Annotated in this window: 13 protein-coding genes; 3 read left to right on the top strand and 10 right to left on the bottom strand. The window is 59.3% G+C overall.

Features of this window, described 5'->3' with window-relative positions; translation table 11 throughout:
- Window positions 1–58 precede the first annotated feature (58 nt).
- The 4 genes from WKI41_RS15505 to WKI41_RS15490 all read right to left on the bottom strand — a co-directional run bounded on the left by WKI41_RS15505 (window position 59) and on the right by WKI41_RS15490 (window position 5,086).
- A complete protein-coding gene (locus WKI41_RS15505) occupies window positions 59–1,405 on the bottom strand; it encodes a TldD/PmbA family protein (RefSeq protein ID WP_340194385.1) in 1,347 nt (448 codons plus the stop codon).
- 91 nt (window positions 1,406–1,496) lie between these two features.
- The gene (locus WKI41_RS15500) at window positions 1,497–2,411 is read right to left on the bottom strand and encodes a patatin-like phospholipase family protein (RefSeq protein ID WP_340194384.1); all 915 of its coding nucleotides are present in this window, start codon (window positions 2,409–2,411) and stop codon (window positions 1,497–1,499) included.
- Between the two features lie 135 nt (window positions 2,412–2,546).
- A complete protein-coding gene (gene rsmD, locus WKI41_RS15495) occupies window positions 2,547–3,104 on the bottom strand; it encodes a 16S rRNA (guanine(966)-N(2))-methyltransferase RsmD (protein WP_340194383.1) in 558 nt (185 codons plus the stop codon).
- Window positions 3,104–5,086, bottom strand: a complete 1,983-nt coding sequence (locus WKI41_RS15490; RefSeq protein ID WP_340194381.1) for a pseudouridine synthase — start codon at window positions 5,084–5,086, stop codon at window positions 3,104–3,106. Before WKI41_RS15490 ends, rsmD begins: the two co-directional genes overlap by 1 nt.
- A 72-nt stretch (window positions 5,087–5,158) precedes the next feature.
- On the opposite strand from WKI41_RS15490, the gene WKI41_RS15485 reads away from it, so the two are divergent.
- Window positions 5,159–5,614 (top strand): nucleoside deaminase, encoded by a 456-nt coding sequence (locus WKI41_RS15485; RefSeq protein WP_340194380.1) that lies wholly within the window; start codon window positions 5,159–5,161, stop codon window positions 5,612–5,614.
- A 14-nt stretch (window positions 5,615–5,628) separates the two neighbouring features.
- Here WKI41_RS15485 and WKI41_RS15480 read toward each other — a convergent pair whose 3' ends face one another.
- From WKI41_RS15480 to chrA, 6 genes are all read right to left on the bottom strand, one after another.
- On the bottom strand, window positions 5,629–6,105 hold the full coding sequence (locus tag WKI41_RS15480) for a GNAT family N-acetyltransferase (RefSeq protein ID WP_340194379.1): 477 nt from the start codon (window positions 6,103–6,105) through the stop codon (window positions 5,629–5,631).
- Window positions 6,106–6,185: 80 nt separating this feature from the next.
- The gene (locus WKI41_RS15475; RefSeq protein WP_340194378.1) at window positions 6,186–6,818 is read right to left on the bottom strand and encodes a hypothetical protein; all 633 of its coding nucleotides are present in this window, start codon (window positions 6,816–6,818) and stop codon (window positions 6,186–6,188) included.
- Between the two features lie 232 nt (window positions 6,819–7,050).
- A complete protein-coding gene (ileS, locus tag WKI41_RS15470) occupies window positions 7,051–9,954 on the bottom strand; it encodes an isoleucine--tRNA ligase (protein ID WP_340194377.1) in 2,904 nt (967 codons plus the stop codon).
- 239 nt (window positions 9,955–10,193) lie between these two features.
- The gene (locus WKI41_RS15465) at window positions 10,194–11,174 is read right to left on the bottom strand and encodes a bifunctional riboflavin kinase/FAD synthetase (protein WP_340194376.1); all 981 of its coding nucleotides are present in this window, start codon (window positions 11,172–11,174) and stop codon (window positions 10,194–10,196) included.
- A 10-nt stretch (window positions 11,175–11,184) separates the two neighbouring features.
- The gene (locus WKI41_RS15460) at window positions 11,185–12,033 is read right to left on the bottom strand and encodes a TIGR01459 family HAD-type hydrolase (RefSeq protein ID WP_340194375.1); all 849 of its coding nucleotides are present in this window, start codon (window positions 12,031–12,033) and stop codon (window positions 11,185–11,187) included.
- 102 nt (window positions 12,034–12,135) lie between these two features.
- The gene (gene chrA / locus WKI41_RS15455; RefSeq protein WP_340194374.1) at window positions 12,136–13,455 is read right to left on the bottom strand and encodes a chromate efflux transporter; all 1,320 of its coding nucleotides are present in this window, start codon (window positions 13,453–13,455) and stop codon (window positions 12,136–12,138) included.
- Window positions 13,456–13,624: 169 nt separating this feature from the next.
- Between chrA and groES the strand changes: the two genes are divergently transcribed.
- Together groES and groL are read left to right on the top strand one after the other, a co-directional pair.
- Window positions 13,625–13,921 (top strand): co-chaperone GroES, encoded by a 297-nt coding sequence (gene groES / locus WKI41_RS15450; protein ID WP_062425989.1) that lies wholly within the window; start codon window positions 13,625–13,627, stop codon window positions 13,919–13,921.
- A 76-nt stretch (window positions 13,922–13,997) separates the two neighbouring features.
- Window positions 13,998–15,632, top strand: a complete 1,635-nt coding sequence (groL, locus tag WKI41_RS15445; protein ID WP_340194373.1) for a chaperonin GroEL — start codon at window positions 13,998–14,000, stop codon at window positions 15,630–15,632.
- Window positions 15,633–15,656 lie beyond the last annotated feature (24 nt).

The raw sequence follows: 15,656 nt of genomic DNA, 5'->3' as shown, positions 1-15,656 counted from the left end.
TTTTGCGCTTCTCACATGCGCATGGGAAGGACGCTAAAGCAACCGCCGAATGGCGATGTCAGCGTCCCGCAATCGTCATGCCTTCGATGGCAAGTGTGGGTGCTGCCACACCATATTTGCGGTCGATGTCATTCGCGGGCGTGACACGCATGAACATGTCTTTGAGGTTTGATGCAATCGTCACCTCTGAGACGGCGAAAGAGGTTTCGCCGTTCTCGATCCAGAAACCGCTCGCCCCACAGCTATATTCGCCGGTGATCATGTTTGCGCCGTGGCCGATCAGTTCGGTCACGTAGAAGCCGGTACCAACCTGACGGATCAGATCTTCCGGCGAGATGTCGCCCGGCTCAAGTGCGAGGTTGGTGGATGCCGGCGATACGGAGGTGCCACCGCGCACGCCCCGACCATTCGTTTCAAGGCCGATCTCACGTGCGGTGGAGGTAGAAAGGAACCAGTGGTTCAACACACCATCCTCGATCATCACCAGCTTTTCACCGCGCACGCCCTCGCCGTCAAACGGACGCGAGGATGGACCGCGAACGATCTGCGGATCGTCGGTAATGGAGAGCCCCTTCTTCAAAACCTGCTGACCCATCTTGTCACGCAGAAAGCTGGTCTTGCGCGCCACCGACGCGCCGTTGATCGCGCCTGCAATCGAGCCGACGAAGCCACGCGCAATGCGCGGATCAAACACGACGGTGATGTTGCTGCCGGTATCGACCTGTCTCGGATTCACGCGTCTGACGACCCTTTCGCCCGCGCGGCGACCGATTTCTTCCGGGGCGTCGAGGTCGGCGAAATAGAGGCGGCTGTCGTAATCGTAGTCACGCTCCATCTTGGTACCTTCGCCGGCGATGACGCTGACGGAGCGGCCAAAACGGCTGCCCATGTAGCTGCCGGAAAAGCCGTGGGACGTAACAAGCACAAGTCCGCCCATGCCGCTGGATGCTCCAGCGCCTGACGAGTTCGACACGCCCTTTACAGCAAGCGCTGCTTCTTCTGCGGCCAGTGCTGCGTCACGAAGCTGATCTGCGGAGACTTCCGTCGGGTCAAACAGTTGAAGATCGTCATAGGAGGTCGCGAGACGCTCCTTGTCGGCCAGACACGCAAAGGGATCTTCGGGCGAGACCTTGGCCATCGCAACGGCGCGCTCAGCCAGTGTCTTCAGGTCGAAGCCGGGATTGGCGGAAACGCTTGCAACCCGTTTTCCAACGAAGACACGCAACGAAAAATCGTCGCTCTCTGAGGATTCCGTGCTTTCGACCTTGCCAAGCCTGACCCCCACAGATTGCGAACGGGAGCGCACGATGACCGCATCTGCCTCATCGGCACCCGCGCGCTTGGCGAGAGTGACGAGTTCGCTTGCACGATCAAGAAGCTTGGAAGAATCGATTTCTGAGGACATGAGGCAGGCCTTTCGTTGACCTTCATTTATGGCCGAGCTTTTGCCGCATCAAGGTCAAAGCGCCATTTCACCTGCATTTGAGGAGGAGCGCTTAAATATCCAGGCCACGCCCGCGATGAAAAAGTTCAATCTGCATGTCGATCTGCCGCTTCAGATCCTCCTTGATGCCATCCGATTCTGCCAGCACCTCATGGGCCTTGAGGAAATCCAACACACGAAAACGGTTGACGGGCGGGCGCAGAAAAATATGCGGCGGACGCATGCGCAATTTGAGCCCGATGGCCGATTGCATCATCAACTGGCTGGCGCCGAAAAGGCTCTCGATCCGGTTCGGCATGGTTTTGCCGTCGCCCTCCGGGCCGCCGACCACATCGACTGCGATAACGATGTCGGCATCGTCAAGCAGATGTTCGTAAGGAACCGGGTTGAAGATGCCGCCATCGATCATGATGCGGTCGTTCATGCGGATCGGCATGAAGAGAGCCGGAATGGCCGCGGATGCGGCAAGCGCTTGGCGCAGATCGCCATCCTCGCAGATGACTTCCATCTGGGCATAATAGTCCGTTGCGATGACCTTCAGCGGAATACTGAGCTCGGCAAAGTCGCGCGGCAGCGCAGAGGGCAAAAGCGCATCGAGAATGAGTTCTAGATTGAACTGGCCTAGGCGAAAGCCAAAGGCGGCATGGCGCATGGAGGCGGGGCCAAGGCTCCAAAGCTTGTTGGCAACACTGCCCTTCTTGCCCATCAGCGCCAGTGTATAATCACGGATTTCCTTGCCGCTCATGCCGGCGGCCATGCCCGCACCCATAATGCCGCCGATAGAGGCACCGGCAATGGCACTTGGTCGGATGCCAAGCTCGTCCATCGCCTCGATGACGTTGATGTGGCAGATGCCACGTGCACCACCCCCGCCAAAGGCAACGGCGAATGTAGGATCACTTCTTTCCGGTGCGGTTTCTTTGCGCTTGCGCTTTTTGTCGGAGAGTTTCTTTTTCTTCGCAGCCACGAGAACAGCCTCATTTCCTGTCATGCGGTCGCGGCTGGACGAAGCGCCGCGACGGTCATCTTAGGGACTGGCTCTATGACATAAAGACGACAGGACAGTGACGCGGAGTTCCACTCTCGCGTCAACTGAAGGGCTTCAGGGCTGGTAGCGATAGAAATGCATCTTCGTATCGCCGAAGGTGCGGCTTTCCAGTGCTTTGAACGCGGGATCGACGGTTACAAGCACATCACCTTGTTCTTCGAGGATAGCAAGCGCGCCGGGCACGAGCCAGCCACCGAGATGAGCTGCCTGGAAGGCCTTCTCACCCAGAGCCTGACCGTAAGGCGGATCGGCGAAGAGAAGGTCGAAGGGTTCGATATTGTTGACGCCGCCAAGCTTCGTCGCATCGCGGCGCAGAATTCGGGCGCGGCCATGAAGACCGAGCGCATCGATATTCTCCCACAACAGCCCCCTGCCCTCCACGCCGTTTTCGACGAACAGCGCGACGCGGCAACCGCGAGAGAGCGCTTCCAGACCAACCGCACCTGTGCCGGCGAAGACGTCGAGAATGCGGGTGCCGTCCAGGCTTTCGGGATAGGCATGGCTCAGAATATTGAACAGGCTTTCCCGCGTCCGGTCGATCGTGGGTCTAATGGCATTCGATTTGGGCGCAGCCAGGCTGCGGCCGCGAAACTCACCGCCTACGATCCGCATTAAGCGCCGTTCCCTCGCGAACCGCCTCTTGGACCAGACGATCTACCGCCTGATGGCTTGCCGCCCGGACCGCGACCACCGCCGCCCGATGGCTTGCCGCCGGAGCCCCGATTGCCACCCTTACCGCCAAAGCCCTTGGGACCGCTGCCGCCTTCGGAACGTTCACCACGAGGCTTGCCGAAGCCAGGCTTGCCGCCAGATGGTCTTCCACCGGAGGGCTTGCCGCCAAAAGGCTTTGCGCCACGCGGCTTATCGCCGAAGGGGCGTTCGCTGCGTGCCGGGCGATCACCGTCTTCTCGCGGCTTGCGATCACCAAACGAGCGATCGCTGCGGGCAGGACGATCATCGAACGAGCGGGCGGGACGATCCGACCGTTCAGTTCTCCCACCGAATGATCTTTCCCCACCGGTGCGATCGTTGCGGGGACGTTCGCTGCGCTCGCCCTCTTCGCGTGGTTTGCGGTCACCAAAGGGACGATCACCGAATTTGCGGTCGCCACGAGGCTTGTCTCCGAACGAGCCGCGTGCCGGACGATCGCCCGCTTCGCGTGGCTTGCGATCACCGAAGGAACGATCGCCGCGGCCACGACCGCGGCCTTCATCGCGTCCAGCATCAGCGGTGGAATCGGAGCGGATCCATTCACCCTCATCATCAGCATGGCGCACCACGGCGCGGCGGGCCTCAGCCTGTGCCGATGGCTGCTTGAATACGCTTTCGGCTTCTGCACGCGCAGAGAGCTTGCGGGCCTTGCCGTCGCGGGTTGGCTTGGCACCCGGTGCCATCCAGACATTGGCGGTTCGGTTGCTGCCAAGCGGCGGACGCTTCGGACCGCGATCATCGGTTTCCGCCTCGTCCCTGCCCTTACCGGCGAACTTGCCACCAGTCTTGCCAGCTGGCTTGGCTCCAAACTTGCCGGCGGGCTTGTCAGAGCGCTTGCCGTCGAAGCGGCCAGCGGAACGCTCGTCACCATCGCGCGACCGGCGCTCAGCCTGGTCCTGCTTGCCCCACTCGGCCTTGGCCGGCTTGGCGGGTGCTTCGTCCTCATCCTCTTCGGACTTGTGGTCATAGATCGGCGCATCGAAATTAGCGCCGGCAGCCTCGATCAGGCGTGGACCCAACTGGTCCCGCAGCATACGACCGCGAACCTCCACGACCTGGCCTTCCGGCAGATCGCCCAGCTGGAACGGCCCATAGGACACGCGGATCAGGCGGTTGACCTCAAGACCAAGCGCGCCCAGCACGTTCTTGATTTCACGGTTCTTGCCTTCACGAAGGCCCATGCTGATCCAGACATTGTGGCCTTGCGTGCGGTCGAGCGTCGCGTCGATTGCGCCATACAGCACGCCGTCCACGGCGATGCCGTCCTTCAGCTTGTCGAGTGCTGCCTGATCGACCTCACCATGGGCGCGCACGCGGTAACGGCGCAGCCAACCGGTGGTGGGCAACTCAAGCACACGAGACAGGCCGCCATCATTGGTCAGCAGCAGCAGGCCTTCGGTATTGATGTCGAGACGCCCGATCGAGAGAACACGCGGCAGTTCCTTCGGCAGGTTGTCAAAGACCGTCGGACGGCCTTCCGGATCGGAGTTGGTTGTCACCAGTCCTGCGGGCTTATGGTAGAGCCAGAGACGCGTGCGCTCCGCACCGCGGATCGGCACGCCATCGACTTCTATCTTGTCATCCAGCGTCGCATTGACAACCGGGCTATCCAGCTTGACGCCGTTCAAAGACACGCGGCCTTCCATGATCATGCGCTCGACGTCGCGGCGCGAGGCCACGCCTGCGCGCGCCATGATCTTGGAAATGCGCTCCGGCTTGGACGCGACCGTTTCGACCACGGCTGCTGCTTCCGGCTTTTCCTTGAAAGGCTTCTTTTCGCGCGTGCCTGACGCATCGGCTGACGGCTTGCCAGATGATTTCGGCTTCCTGTCACGGTCGAATGTCTTGCCACCGGCGCGCTTCGGCTTGTCTTTGAATGTCATTTGCTGTTTGCCTGTTGTTTGCCGTGTCCTATCAGGTCACGCGGCGACGGTTAAGAGGAAATTGCACGAAGCATGGCGGAAACGACGCATTTCATGGACATTGCGCTTCAAGAAGCGCAAGCAGCGGGTGACCGCGGCGAAGTGCCGATCGGTGCCGTGCTGGTTTATGACGGCCGGGTTATCGCCCGCTCGGGCAATCGGACACGGCAATTGAACGACGTGACTGCGCACGCCGAAATCGCCGTGATCCGTATGGCCTGCGAAGCGCTTGGCCAGGAGCGACTGCCGGGTGCCGATCTCTATGTGACGCTCGAGCCCTGCACCATGTGCGCGGCGGCAATCTCTTTTTCCCGCATCCGGCGGCTCTATTACGGCGCGGATGATCCAAAAGGTGGCGGCGTGGAAAGCGGCGTTCGCTTCTACAGCCAGCCGACCTGCCATCATGCGCCGGAAGTCTACTCGGGCTTTGCAGAGGTGAAGAGTGCTGAAATTCTGCGGACCTTCTTCCAAAACAAGCGCGACGGATAGGCTGAAGATCAGGCCTAGGCAGCAAACGCCTTGAGCGCTTCCCCAGAGAGACGGTAGCGCACCCATTCGTCCTGCGGCTCAGCGCCAATGGCCTTGTAGACGCGGATGGCGGGTTCGTTCCAATCCAGAACGCTCCACTCGAAACGACCACAGCCTCTCTCCACCGCAATCGACGCCAAGCGCTTCAACAGCGCCTTTCCGGCACCGGAGCCACGCGCATCCGGCGTTACATAAAGGTCTTCCAGATAGAGACCGTTCTTTGACAGCCAAGTGGAGTAGGTCAGGAACCAGACGGCAAAGCCGATCGGCTGGCCATCGCGCTCGCAGATCAGCGCTGAGGTGACGGAGCCCTCGCCGAAAATAGACGCAGTAATGCTTTCGACCGTGGCCTGAACTTCGTGCTCCGCATTTTCGTAGATGGCCAATTCGCGAATGAAGCGCAGAATTGTCGACGCGTCGGCCGCAACCGCATCTCTGATCAACAGCGTCACGACATTTCCTCTTATCAAAAGCGCTGAAAACAAAAAACGCGACGCTGTTGCGCCGCGTTCGGGAAGAAATCAGAGAAGACTTACTGGAACGGGTTCCACCAGCTTTTGCCGGTGCCGGCCATAGCAGCTTTCTTTTTGCGCTCTTTTTCCTTCTTCAGTTCCGGCTCGCCGAGATCGGCCAGTTCGTCCTGAGAAACGTTACGATACTCCACCGGAGGATCAGTCAGATACTTGCGGGTGTTGGTATTGACGACCGTGCCGCCCTGCGCATCGGCCTTGGCCTTGCGGAAGGCCTCCCACTTCTGGGTTTCCGTCATCTGGCCATTGGTGCCATTGCCAGCTAGGAGCGGCGAACGGTAGTTCGGATTGTCCTTGTTGGCCTCGGCTTCTGCGCGAAGTCGCTCACGAGCCTCTTCCGGCGTTTCCGGCCACTGCGGATTGGTCTCGCGGTTGGCGAGGCTCTGTTGTGGCTGGGCCAGTTGCTCGGCACGGGCCTGGGCAGGCACGACGAGACCTGGGCGCGGATTGTACTTCACATTACGCTTGGTCTGATCGCCGGTAATCGACGTAGCGTTGCCAAGGTCGTCCAGGAGCTGTTCGCTTGCAGACTTGCCAGTACCGTAGGTCGGGCTGGTGCACGCGCTCAGCGCCAGGCAGGCGAAGGAGATACCTGCCACGGTGCGATACATGCGAAAACTCTGCGTCATGCTCATGAAACCCTTCCGCCCAAGAACGCCGCGCGGCACGAATGACGCATACCAGACGCTCTACATATTAAAACCACGCGAAATGCTTGCCGAAGACCACCCTGATCTTCTCAAGCGCGCGGCTGTCCCGACGACCGGATGCACCCCTTGATGCGTAATTCCGACCATTTTCAGGCAGGTGTACCGGATGAACGGCAAAAGCGCAATTCATCCGGCCATTTTCTTCCAGAGTGGCGTCTTAGACGCCAACACCGAGTTCGCGCAGCGCCGCAGCATCGCGGGCCGAAACGTCCGGATACTGCGGATCGGAGCCGACATCGGTGGTGATCCGCCAGGAGCGGGCGCACTTTTGCCCTTCCGCCAGCTTCTGCTCGACGGCGACCTTCTGCACCTCGCCCAGGCGGAATGCATCGGCCGGGCCTTCGCCAGCGACGACGGAGATTGCCGAGGTGATGCAGATCTCTGCAAAGTCCTGGCCCTCGAGTGCTGCCACCAGATCCGGATCGGCAACGTGAACCACCGGGGCTGCTTCCAACGAGGAACCAATGCGCTTTTCACGACGCTCGACTTCCAGCGCGCCGGTGACGACCGTGCGGACCTTGCGGATTTTCTCCCACTTGAGGTCTAGCGACTCGTTCTTCCATTCCGCAGGAACGGTCGGGAACTGCGCCAGATGCACGGATTCAGCCTCCGGGTATCGCGAAAGCCAAGCCTCCTCCGTGGTGAAGGGCAGCATGGGTGCAAGCCATGTCACCAGGCAATTGAAGAGCTTCGCGATGACCGACAGCGAGGCTCGGCGCTTCAGCGAAGACGGCGCGTCGCAATACAGGGTATCCTTGCGAATATCGAAGTAGAAGGCCGACAGCTCGACATTGGCAAAATCGATCAGCGCACGGGTGATCTTCTTGAAGTCGAAGGCATCATAGCCTTCACGCACAACCTTATCCAGTTCCGCCAACCGATGCAGCATCAACTGCTCCAGTTCCGGTAGATCCGCGTAGGCAATGTCATCGCCCGGATCATGCGCTAGCGTGCCCAGCATCCAGCGGATGGTGTTGCGCAGTTTGCGGTAGGAATCGATATTTGTCTGGATGATGGCCTTGCCCAGACGCTGATCTTCCCAATAGTCCGTTGTCATGACCCACAGGCGCAGAATGTCAGCCCCGGACTCCTTCATCACGTCCTGCGGCGCAACGACGTTGCCAAGCGACTTCGATTGCTTGCGCCCCTGCTCATCCATAGTAAAGCCATGGGTGACCACGGCGTTGTACGGCGCACGGCCACGCGTCGCGCAGCTTTCCAAGAGCGACGAATGGAACCAGCCGCGATGCTGGTCCGACCCTTCGAGATAGACGTCCGCCGGCCACTTCAGGTCGGGGCGGTCTTCCAGCGTGAAGGTGTGTGTCGAGCCAGAGTCGAACCAGACATCGAGAATGTCCATGACCTGATGCCACTTGGCGTGATCGTGGTCGTTGCCCAGGAACCGCTCCTTGGCGCCTTCAGCAAACCAGGCATCCGCACCTTCGGCTTCGAAAGCGTCGAGGATGCGGGCGTTGACGGCCTCGTCCAAGAGAACCTCGCCCTTGTCGTCGGCAAAGACGGCAATCGGAACGCCCCAGGCGCGCTGGCGCGACAGAACCCAGTCCGGGCGGTTTTCGATCATGGCGCGCAGGCGGTTCTGGCCGCCGGCCGGAACGAAACGGGTGTCGTCGATGGCGGACAGGGCTCGCGAGCGCAGCGTGGTGCCGTCGCCCAGTTCCTTGTCCATATAGACAAACCATTGTGGCGTGTTGCGAAAGATAACGGGCTTCTTCGAGCGCCAGCTATGCGGATAGCTGTGCTTGAGGCGGCCACGGGCAAACAGGTTATTCGCTCCAATCAGCGCCTTGATAACGCGCTCATTGGCGTCGCCCTTCTTGCCGTTATCATCCATCACACGGGCAGCGCCGCCCTCTGCCGAGGGGCCGAAGCCGGGAGCATCTTCCGTGTAGAAGCCATCATCTCCGACGGTGAAGGGTATTTTTGCCGAGATGCCGCGCGCTTCCAGCTCGCGTGCCTGGGCCATCCAGGCGTCAAAGTCCTCACGACCGTGACCAGGAGCGGTGTGCACGAAGCCCGTACCGGCATCGTCTGTGACATGATCGCCATCGAGCAGCGGCACTTGGAAATCGTAACCGAGATCGACAAGCGGATGGGCGGTGACAAGCTTTCCAAGCTCATCAGCCTTCACATCGCGTAGGCGTGCAAACTCGAGCTTTGCCTTGGCAAAGCATTCGGCTGCAAGCTTGTCGGCAAAGACGAGCTTCTCGCCCGGCTGCGGACCAAAATCATTGGCAGCAGCGGTGACTTCATAGAGACCGTATTGGATGCGCGACGAGAAGGAGATCGCGCGATTGCCCGGGATCGTCCACGGCGTCGTGGTCCAGATGACGACCGAGGCGTCCGCGAGCTCAGCCGAACCTTCGACAACCGGGAATTTCACCCAGATCGTGTCGCTTTCGACATCGTGATACTCAACTTCAGCTTCCGCTAGCGCCGTGCGCTCGACCACCGACCACATCACAGGCTTGGAACCGCGATAGAGTTGGCCGCTCTTGGCGATCTTCAACAACTCGCCAGCGATGCGTGCTTCGGCGTGGAAGTTCATCGTCGTGTAGGGGTTATCGAAATCGCCTTCGATACCGAGGCGCTTGAACTCTTCCGACTGAACCTTGATCCAGCCCGCGGCAAAGTCACGGCATTCCTTGCGGAATTCGTTGATCGGAACCTCGTCCTTGTTCTTGCCCTTGGCGCGATAGGCTTCTTCGATCTTCCATTCAATCGGCAGGCCGTGGCAATCCCAACCCGGGACATAGTTGGAGTCGTAACCGCGCATCTGGAAGGAACGGGTGATGACGTCCTTCAGGATCTTGTTCAGCGCATGGCCGATATGGATGTTGCCGTTTGCGTAGGGAGGGCCATCATGCAGCACGAATTTTTCGCGGCCAGCGGCGGACGCGCGCAGCTTCTTGTAGAGGTCCATTTGCTGCCAGCGCTTGACCAGCTCCGGCTCTTTCTGCGGCAACCCGGCGCGCATCGGAAAATCCGTCTGCGGCAGGTAAAGCGTTGCGGAATAATCGATTTTTTTTGCGGTGTCGTTCATGATCGTACCATTATCGCGGCGCCGAATAAGGCTCGCGCCGTCTCAACAAAAAAGAGGGCTTAGCGAAGGCGCTTGGGAACAAGCGCCAAAATCCCGGACCTTCCGGCTCTCAGAGCGGGCGGAAGGCCGGGCCAATAATTCGGGATATGAACGTCCACCGAAATTGGTTCATGGCCGGTTGTTTAAGCCGTTTCAGCCTGTTTGAAAAGGGAATTGATGACAGAGAGCGCGTAGCCGTCTCAAAAAGCGATCTTGGCATCCACGTCGCTCATTGGCGCAACACCGGACAGAAGCGCCCTCGCCTCCTCTTCATCCTTCTTCATCTGGACGACGAGCGCTTCCAGCCCATCGAATTTCAACTCATCTCGGAGATGACCGAAGAAGGAGACCGAGCAGACCTGGCCGTAAAGATCGCCGTTGAAGTCGAAGACGAAGGTTTCGAGCAGGGCTGCACCATTGTCCGTCACAGTTGGTCGATAGCCGAAGCTCGCAACGCCGTCATGCAATGTGCCGTTGGCCCCTCTGAAGCGGACGGCATAGATGCCAGGCTTCAGTTCCGTTTCGGGCGGTAGCGACATATTGGCTGTAGGATAACCCAGCGTGCGACCAAGCTGTTGCCCGCGGATGACTTCGGCTTCTACTGTAAAGCGGTAGCCAAGCAGCCCCGCGGCACCCACCACATCCCCTTCGGCCAGACACTCACGAATACGGCTGGACGAAATCACCTCTGCGCCCTCATCGCGAAAGGAATCCACAAGCGTCACGTCGAAACCGTGGCGCTTGCCTGCCTGCATCAAAAAGGCGGGACCACCCTCACGGCCCTTGCCGAAATGAAAATCAACGCCGGTGACGACGCTGCCGGCTCCCAGCCAGTCGACCAGTATGGATTTGACGAAGTCGTCTGCCGAGCGTTGCGAGAACGTCTTGTCGAAGGGATATTCGATGACGGATTGAAAGCCTTCCGCCTCCAGAAGGCGGGCCTTCAGGGGCGCTGGCGTCAGGCGAAAGACCGGTGTTTCAGGCCGAAACACGGTGCGCGGATGCGGCTCGAATGTCAGAACGAGAGCGGCCACACCGCGCGACTTCGCAAGCTCCAGCGCCTGATCCAATACGGCGCGATGACCGCGATGGACGCCATCGAAATTGCCGATGGCGACGACGCCGCCCCTCAATGCGTCGGGAAGCGGTTCTTTCTTCTCATTGCGATGGAACACGGTCATCGGAAACTCTCTAGGCCAGGCGCGGCATCCACCAGCCGGGCGCTGCATTCTGGCTTTTCAAATAGCTGTTGAGAAGCGCCTCGTCGATCTCACCGTTCAACGTATATTCAGCCGCGTGAATACCGCCGCTGATATAAAGAAGATCAAGACCGGCGGAGATGGCGCCCTTCACATCGGTCGGCATGCCGTCGCCGATCGCCAGAACGCGATCCTTGCTGAACGCGCCGCGCACTTCCTTTGCTGCGGCAAAGCAGGCCTCATAGATCGGCGAATGCGGCTTGCCAGCGATCCGAACCTCACCGCCCAGTTGTTCGAAGTATACCGCCATCGCGCCCGCGCAGGGGATGATGCGTTCGCCGCGCTCGACCACCAGATCAGGGTTGGCGCAGATCATCGGCGCGGAACGGGCAACGAAGCCCTTCAGCATCTCCGTATAATCTTCAGGCGTTTCGGTTTCGTCGTCGAAGAAGCCGGTGCAGACAACGGCTTCTGCTTCGCTCTCACCCACCACCGTAACGTCAAGACCATCGAACAGCGGCATATCGCGTTCGGGGCCCAAGAGGAAAACCTTCTTCGGCCCTTCTGCGATCAGCTCACGCGTCACATCACCCGAGGTAACGATACGGTCATAGGCATCATCGGGAACGCCGAGTGCGCGCAACTGCGGAATGACGCCGACGGCCGGACGCGGGGAATTGGTGATGAGGACGACGGTCTTGCCACTCTTCCGGGCCTCAGCCAATGCAGCACCGGCGGCGGGAAAACACGTAACGCCATTGTGCAGCACACCCCAAACATCGGAGAGAATGACATCGAATTGGGAGGTAATGTCGCCAAGTGTGGCAATGCGGTGGGCCATGAATCTTCCAACTCTTTCCATCATTTCAAGCTCGTGACATCGCAAAGGCTGTTCGCGATGGCAAGAGAAAAACAAAAAAGGCTTACGTGAAGTGCCAGAACCTCAACCGACCCAAAGCCTGACAAAACCCGCCGCGATGCAAAGACCAAGCACCGGCACCATGCCAAGTTTCCAGCGAAACAGCATGATGGCCGAGACGACGAAGAGTGCCAGTGACGCAAAATCGAGCGTTGTCCAGTCCGGCCGCGACATGCCGAGATTGATCTGAGGCAAAAGCTCTACCCGGTCCACTTTGCCGAAAAGAACATGCAGTCCGAACCAGACCGAAAGATTGAGGATGACGCCCACGACTGCGCCGGTAATGGCCGAGAGGGCGCCGGACAAGGCCGCATTGTCCTTCAACCGCTCCACATAGGGCGCACCAAGAAAAATGAAGACGAAGCTTGGGACAAAGGTTGCCCAGGCGGCAACACTTGCACCCAGCACGCCCGCCAGCATCGGGTCAAGCATGCCCGGATGACGAAACGCCGCGAGAAAACCGATATAGGAAAGGACGAGGACGAGTGGCCCTGGCGTCGCCTCGGCTAGCGCCAGACCATCCAGCATCTCGCTCGCCGTCATCCAGCCGTGGGTTTCCACCGCAACCTGCGCCACATAGGCAAGAACGGCATAGGCACCACCAAAGGTAACGACTGCAAGCCGCGAGAAGAAAGCCTGCAGTTCCAGAAGCGACTCCGGCGCCGCCAGAAGCCAGAATGGCAAGAGCGGCATCTGCCAAATGAGCACACCAACGAGAAGCCCGCGGAGTTGGCGCGCAAAAGATGGTGCTTTCCCGGCCCTATCAGGCGTCACCGACGGGGCTCCACGGGCCTTTAGAAAGCCAGTAACTCCAGCGACGAGAATAACGAGCGGAAACGGCACGGCGAAAAAGAACAGTGCGATGAAGGCTACGGCTGCCACACTGACCAGGAAGCGGCTCTTCAAGGCGCGCTTTGCCACCCGTAACAAAGCCTCGATGACGATGGCCAGCACACCCGCCTTCAGGCCGAAGAGCAATGCTGGAAGCCAGTGGGTGTCCTGATACAGAGCATAGGCTGCGGCGAGTGCGACGATAACGATGAAGCCCGGAAGGATAAAGAGCGTGCCGGCGATAATCCCTCCGCGTCTGCCGTGCAGAAGCCATCCTGCGTAAGTCGCCAGTTGCTGAGCCTCAGGACCGGGCAAAAGCATGCAGTAATTCAACGCATGCAGGAACCTCTCTTCGGAAAGCCAGCGTTTTTCGTCGACCAGTACACGGTGCATCATACCGATCTGCCCGGCGGGCCCGCCGAAGCTTAAAAGGCCGACACGGCCGAAGACCAGAAAGAGCTCCGACAGCGTCGGATGGGTGGAGGAAGTTTCAGGGCGCAAAAAATCTGTCATGCAATCGCAGTAACCATTTTACGTGAAATTTTTCCGACAGGCCGTTCTTGACAGTGCCTTGGGCCCTGCTTATCTCACTGCCGCTAGCACTCGGCAAATGAGAGTGCTAACATCAATCCAGGTGGGTCGTATCCGATCCGCGAATGTCATTTGATCGAGGGAATAGACAATGGCAAGCACCAATTTCCGCCCGCTGCACGACCGCGTCGTCGTTCGTCGCGTTGAGTCCGAAGCTAAGACCAAGGGCGGCATCATCATTCCTGATACCGCAAAGGAAAAGCCGCAGGAAGGCGAGATCGTCGCCGTCGGTTCCGGCGCGCGTGACGAGTCCGGCAAGATCGTCGCTCTCGACGTTAAGGTTGGCGATCGCATCCTGTTCGGCAAGTGGTCCGGCACGGAAGTCAAGCTCGACGGCGAAGACCTTCTGATTATGAAGGAAGCCGACATTATGGGCATTATCGGCTGATTTAGCCGCCTTCCCATTTTCCGTAATCTTAAAGCCGGACATCGTTCCGGCCATTCGAAACCAGGAGTTTTGAAACATGGCAGCCAAAGAAGTAAAATTCGGCCGCTCGGCGCGCGAAAAGATGCTCAAGGGCGTCGACGTTCTCGCTGACGCAGTGAAGGTCACGCTCGGCCCGAAGGGTCGTAACGTTGTTATCGACAAGTCCTTCGGCGCACCGCGCATCACTAAGGACGGCGTTTCCGTTGCCAAGGAAATCGAACTGGAAGACAAGTTCGAAAACATGGGCGCACAGATGGTCCGCGAAGTTGCTTCGAAGACCAACGACATCGCTGGTGACGGCACCACGACCGCTACCGTTCTTGCTCAGGCTATCGTTCGCGAAGGCCAGAAGGCTGTTGCAGCCGGCATGAACCCGATGGACCTGAAGCGCGGTATCGATCTGGCCGTCTCCGAAGTCGTCAAGGACCTACAGGCCAAGGCAAAGAAGATCAACACCTCTGAGGAAGTTGCTCAGGTCGGTACGATCTCCGCCAACGGCGACACGCAGGTTGGCCGCGACATCGCGGAAGCCATGCAGAAGGTTGGCAACGAAGGCGTTATCACCGTCGAAGAAGCCAAGACTGCCGAAACCGAGCTCGAAGTCGTCGAAGGCATGCAGTTCGACCGCGGCTACCTGTCGCCTTACTTCGTAACCAACCCTGAAAAGATGGTTGCTGACCTCGAAGACGCTTACATTCTCCTCCACGAGAAGAAGCTCTCCAACCTGCAGGCCATGCTTCCAGTTCTCGAAGCTGTCGTTCAGACCGGCAAGCCGCTCGTCATCATCGCTGAAGACGTTGAAGGCGAAGCTCTTGCTACGCTCGTCGTCAACAAGCTGCGTGGCGGCCTCAAGATCGCTGCCGTCAAGGCTCCTGGCTTCGGCGACCGCCGCAAGGCGATGCTCGAAGACATCGCGATCCTGACCGGTGGTACGGTGATTTCCGAAGACCTCGGCATCAAGCTCGAAAATGTCACGCTTGACATGCTCGGCAAGGCCAAGAAGGTTTCCATCTCCAAGGAAAACACCACGATCGTTGACGGCTCCGGCCAGAAGACCGACATCGAAGGCCGCGTTGCCCAGATCAAGGCTCAGATCGAAGAGACCTCTTCCGATTACGACCGCGAAAAGCTGCAGGAACGCCTTGCTAAGCTCGCTGGTGGCGTTGCCGTCATCCGCGTCGGCGGTGCAACGGAAGTTGAAGTGAAGGAGCGCAAGGATCGTATCGACGACGCTTTGAACGCAACTCGCGCTGCTGTTCAGGAAGGCATCGTTGCTGGCGGTGGTACCGCTCTGCTTCGCTCCGCTCAGAAGATCACCGTCAAGGGTGTAAACGACGACCAGGAAGCTGGTATCAATATCGTTCGCCGCGCTCTGCAGTCGCTGGTTCGCCAGATCGCAGACAACGCCGGTGACGAAGCTTCGATCGTTGTTGGCAAGGTTCTCGACAAGGCTGACGACAACTTCGGTTACAATGCTCAGACCGGCGAATATGGCGACATGATCGCTATGGGTATCGTTGACCCTGTCAAGGTTGTCCGTACGGCTCTGCAGAACGCAGCTTCGGTTGCTTCGCTGCTGATCACCACGGAAGCCATGATTGCCGAGCTGCCGAAGAAAGAATCCGCAATGCCTGCAATGCCAGGTGGCGGCATGGGCGGCATGGACTTCTAATCAGTCCATTCCCTCTGGGATTTA

Origin of the sequence: Agrobacterium larrymoorei (assembly GCF_037722385.1) — a bacterium.
Taxonomy (GTDB): Bacteria; Pseudomonadota; Alphaproteobacteria; order Rhizobiales; family Rhizobiaceae; genus Agrobacterium; species Agrobacterium larrymoorei_C.
This window is presented reverse-complemented; position numbering and strand designations above follow the sequence as displayed.

Bases quoted from the DNA above. Each gene is read 5' to 3' on its own strand.
- WKI41_RS15505 (WP_340194385.1), bottom strand. From the start codon at position 1,405: ATGTCCTCAGAAATCGATTCTTCCAAGCTTCTTGATCGTGCAAGCGAA.
- rsmD (WP_340194383.1), bottom strand. From the start codon at position 3,104: ATGCGGATCGTAGGCGGTGAGTTTCGCGGCCGCAGCCTGGCTGCGCCC.
- WKI41_RS15490 (WP_340194381.1), bottom strand. From the start codon at position 5,086: ATGACATTCAAAGACAAGCCGAAGCGCGCCGGTGGCAAGACATTCGAC.
- WKI41_RS15485 (WP_340194380.1), top strand. From the start codon at position 5,159: ATGGCGGAAACGACGCATTTCATGGACATTGCGCTTCAAGAAGCGCAA.
- WKI41_RS15475 (WP_340194378.1), bottom strand. From the start codon at position 6,818: ATGAGCATGACGCAGAGTTTTCGCATGTATCGCACCGTGGCAGGTATC.
- ileS (WP_340194377.1), bottom strand. From the start codon at position 9,954: ATGAACGACACCGCAAAAAAAATCGATTATTCCGCAACGCTTTACCTG.
- WKI41_RS15465 (WP_340194376.1), bottom strand. From the start codon at position 11,174: ATGACCGTGTTCCATCGCAATGAGAAGAAAGAACCGCTTCCCGACGCA.
- WKI41_RS15460 (WP_340194375.1), bottom strand. From the start codon at position 12,033: ATGGCCCACCGCATTGCCACACTTGGCGACATTACCTCCCAATTCGAT.
- chrA (WP_340194374.1), bottom strand. From the start codon at position 13,455: ATGACAGATTTTTTGCGCCCTGAAACTTCCTCCACCCATCCGACGCTG.
- groES (WP_062425989.1), top strand. From the start codon at position 13,625: ATGGCAAGCACCAATTTCCGCCCGCTGCACGACCGCGTCGTCGTTCGT.
- groL (WP_340194373.1), top strand. From the start codon at position 13,998: ATGGCAGCCAAAGAAGTAAAATTCGGCCGCTCGGCGCGCGAAAAGATG.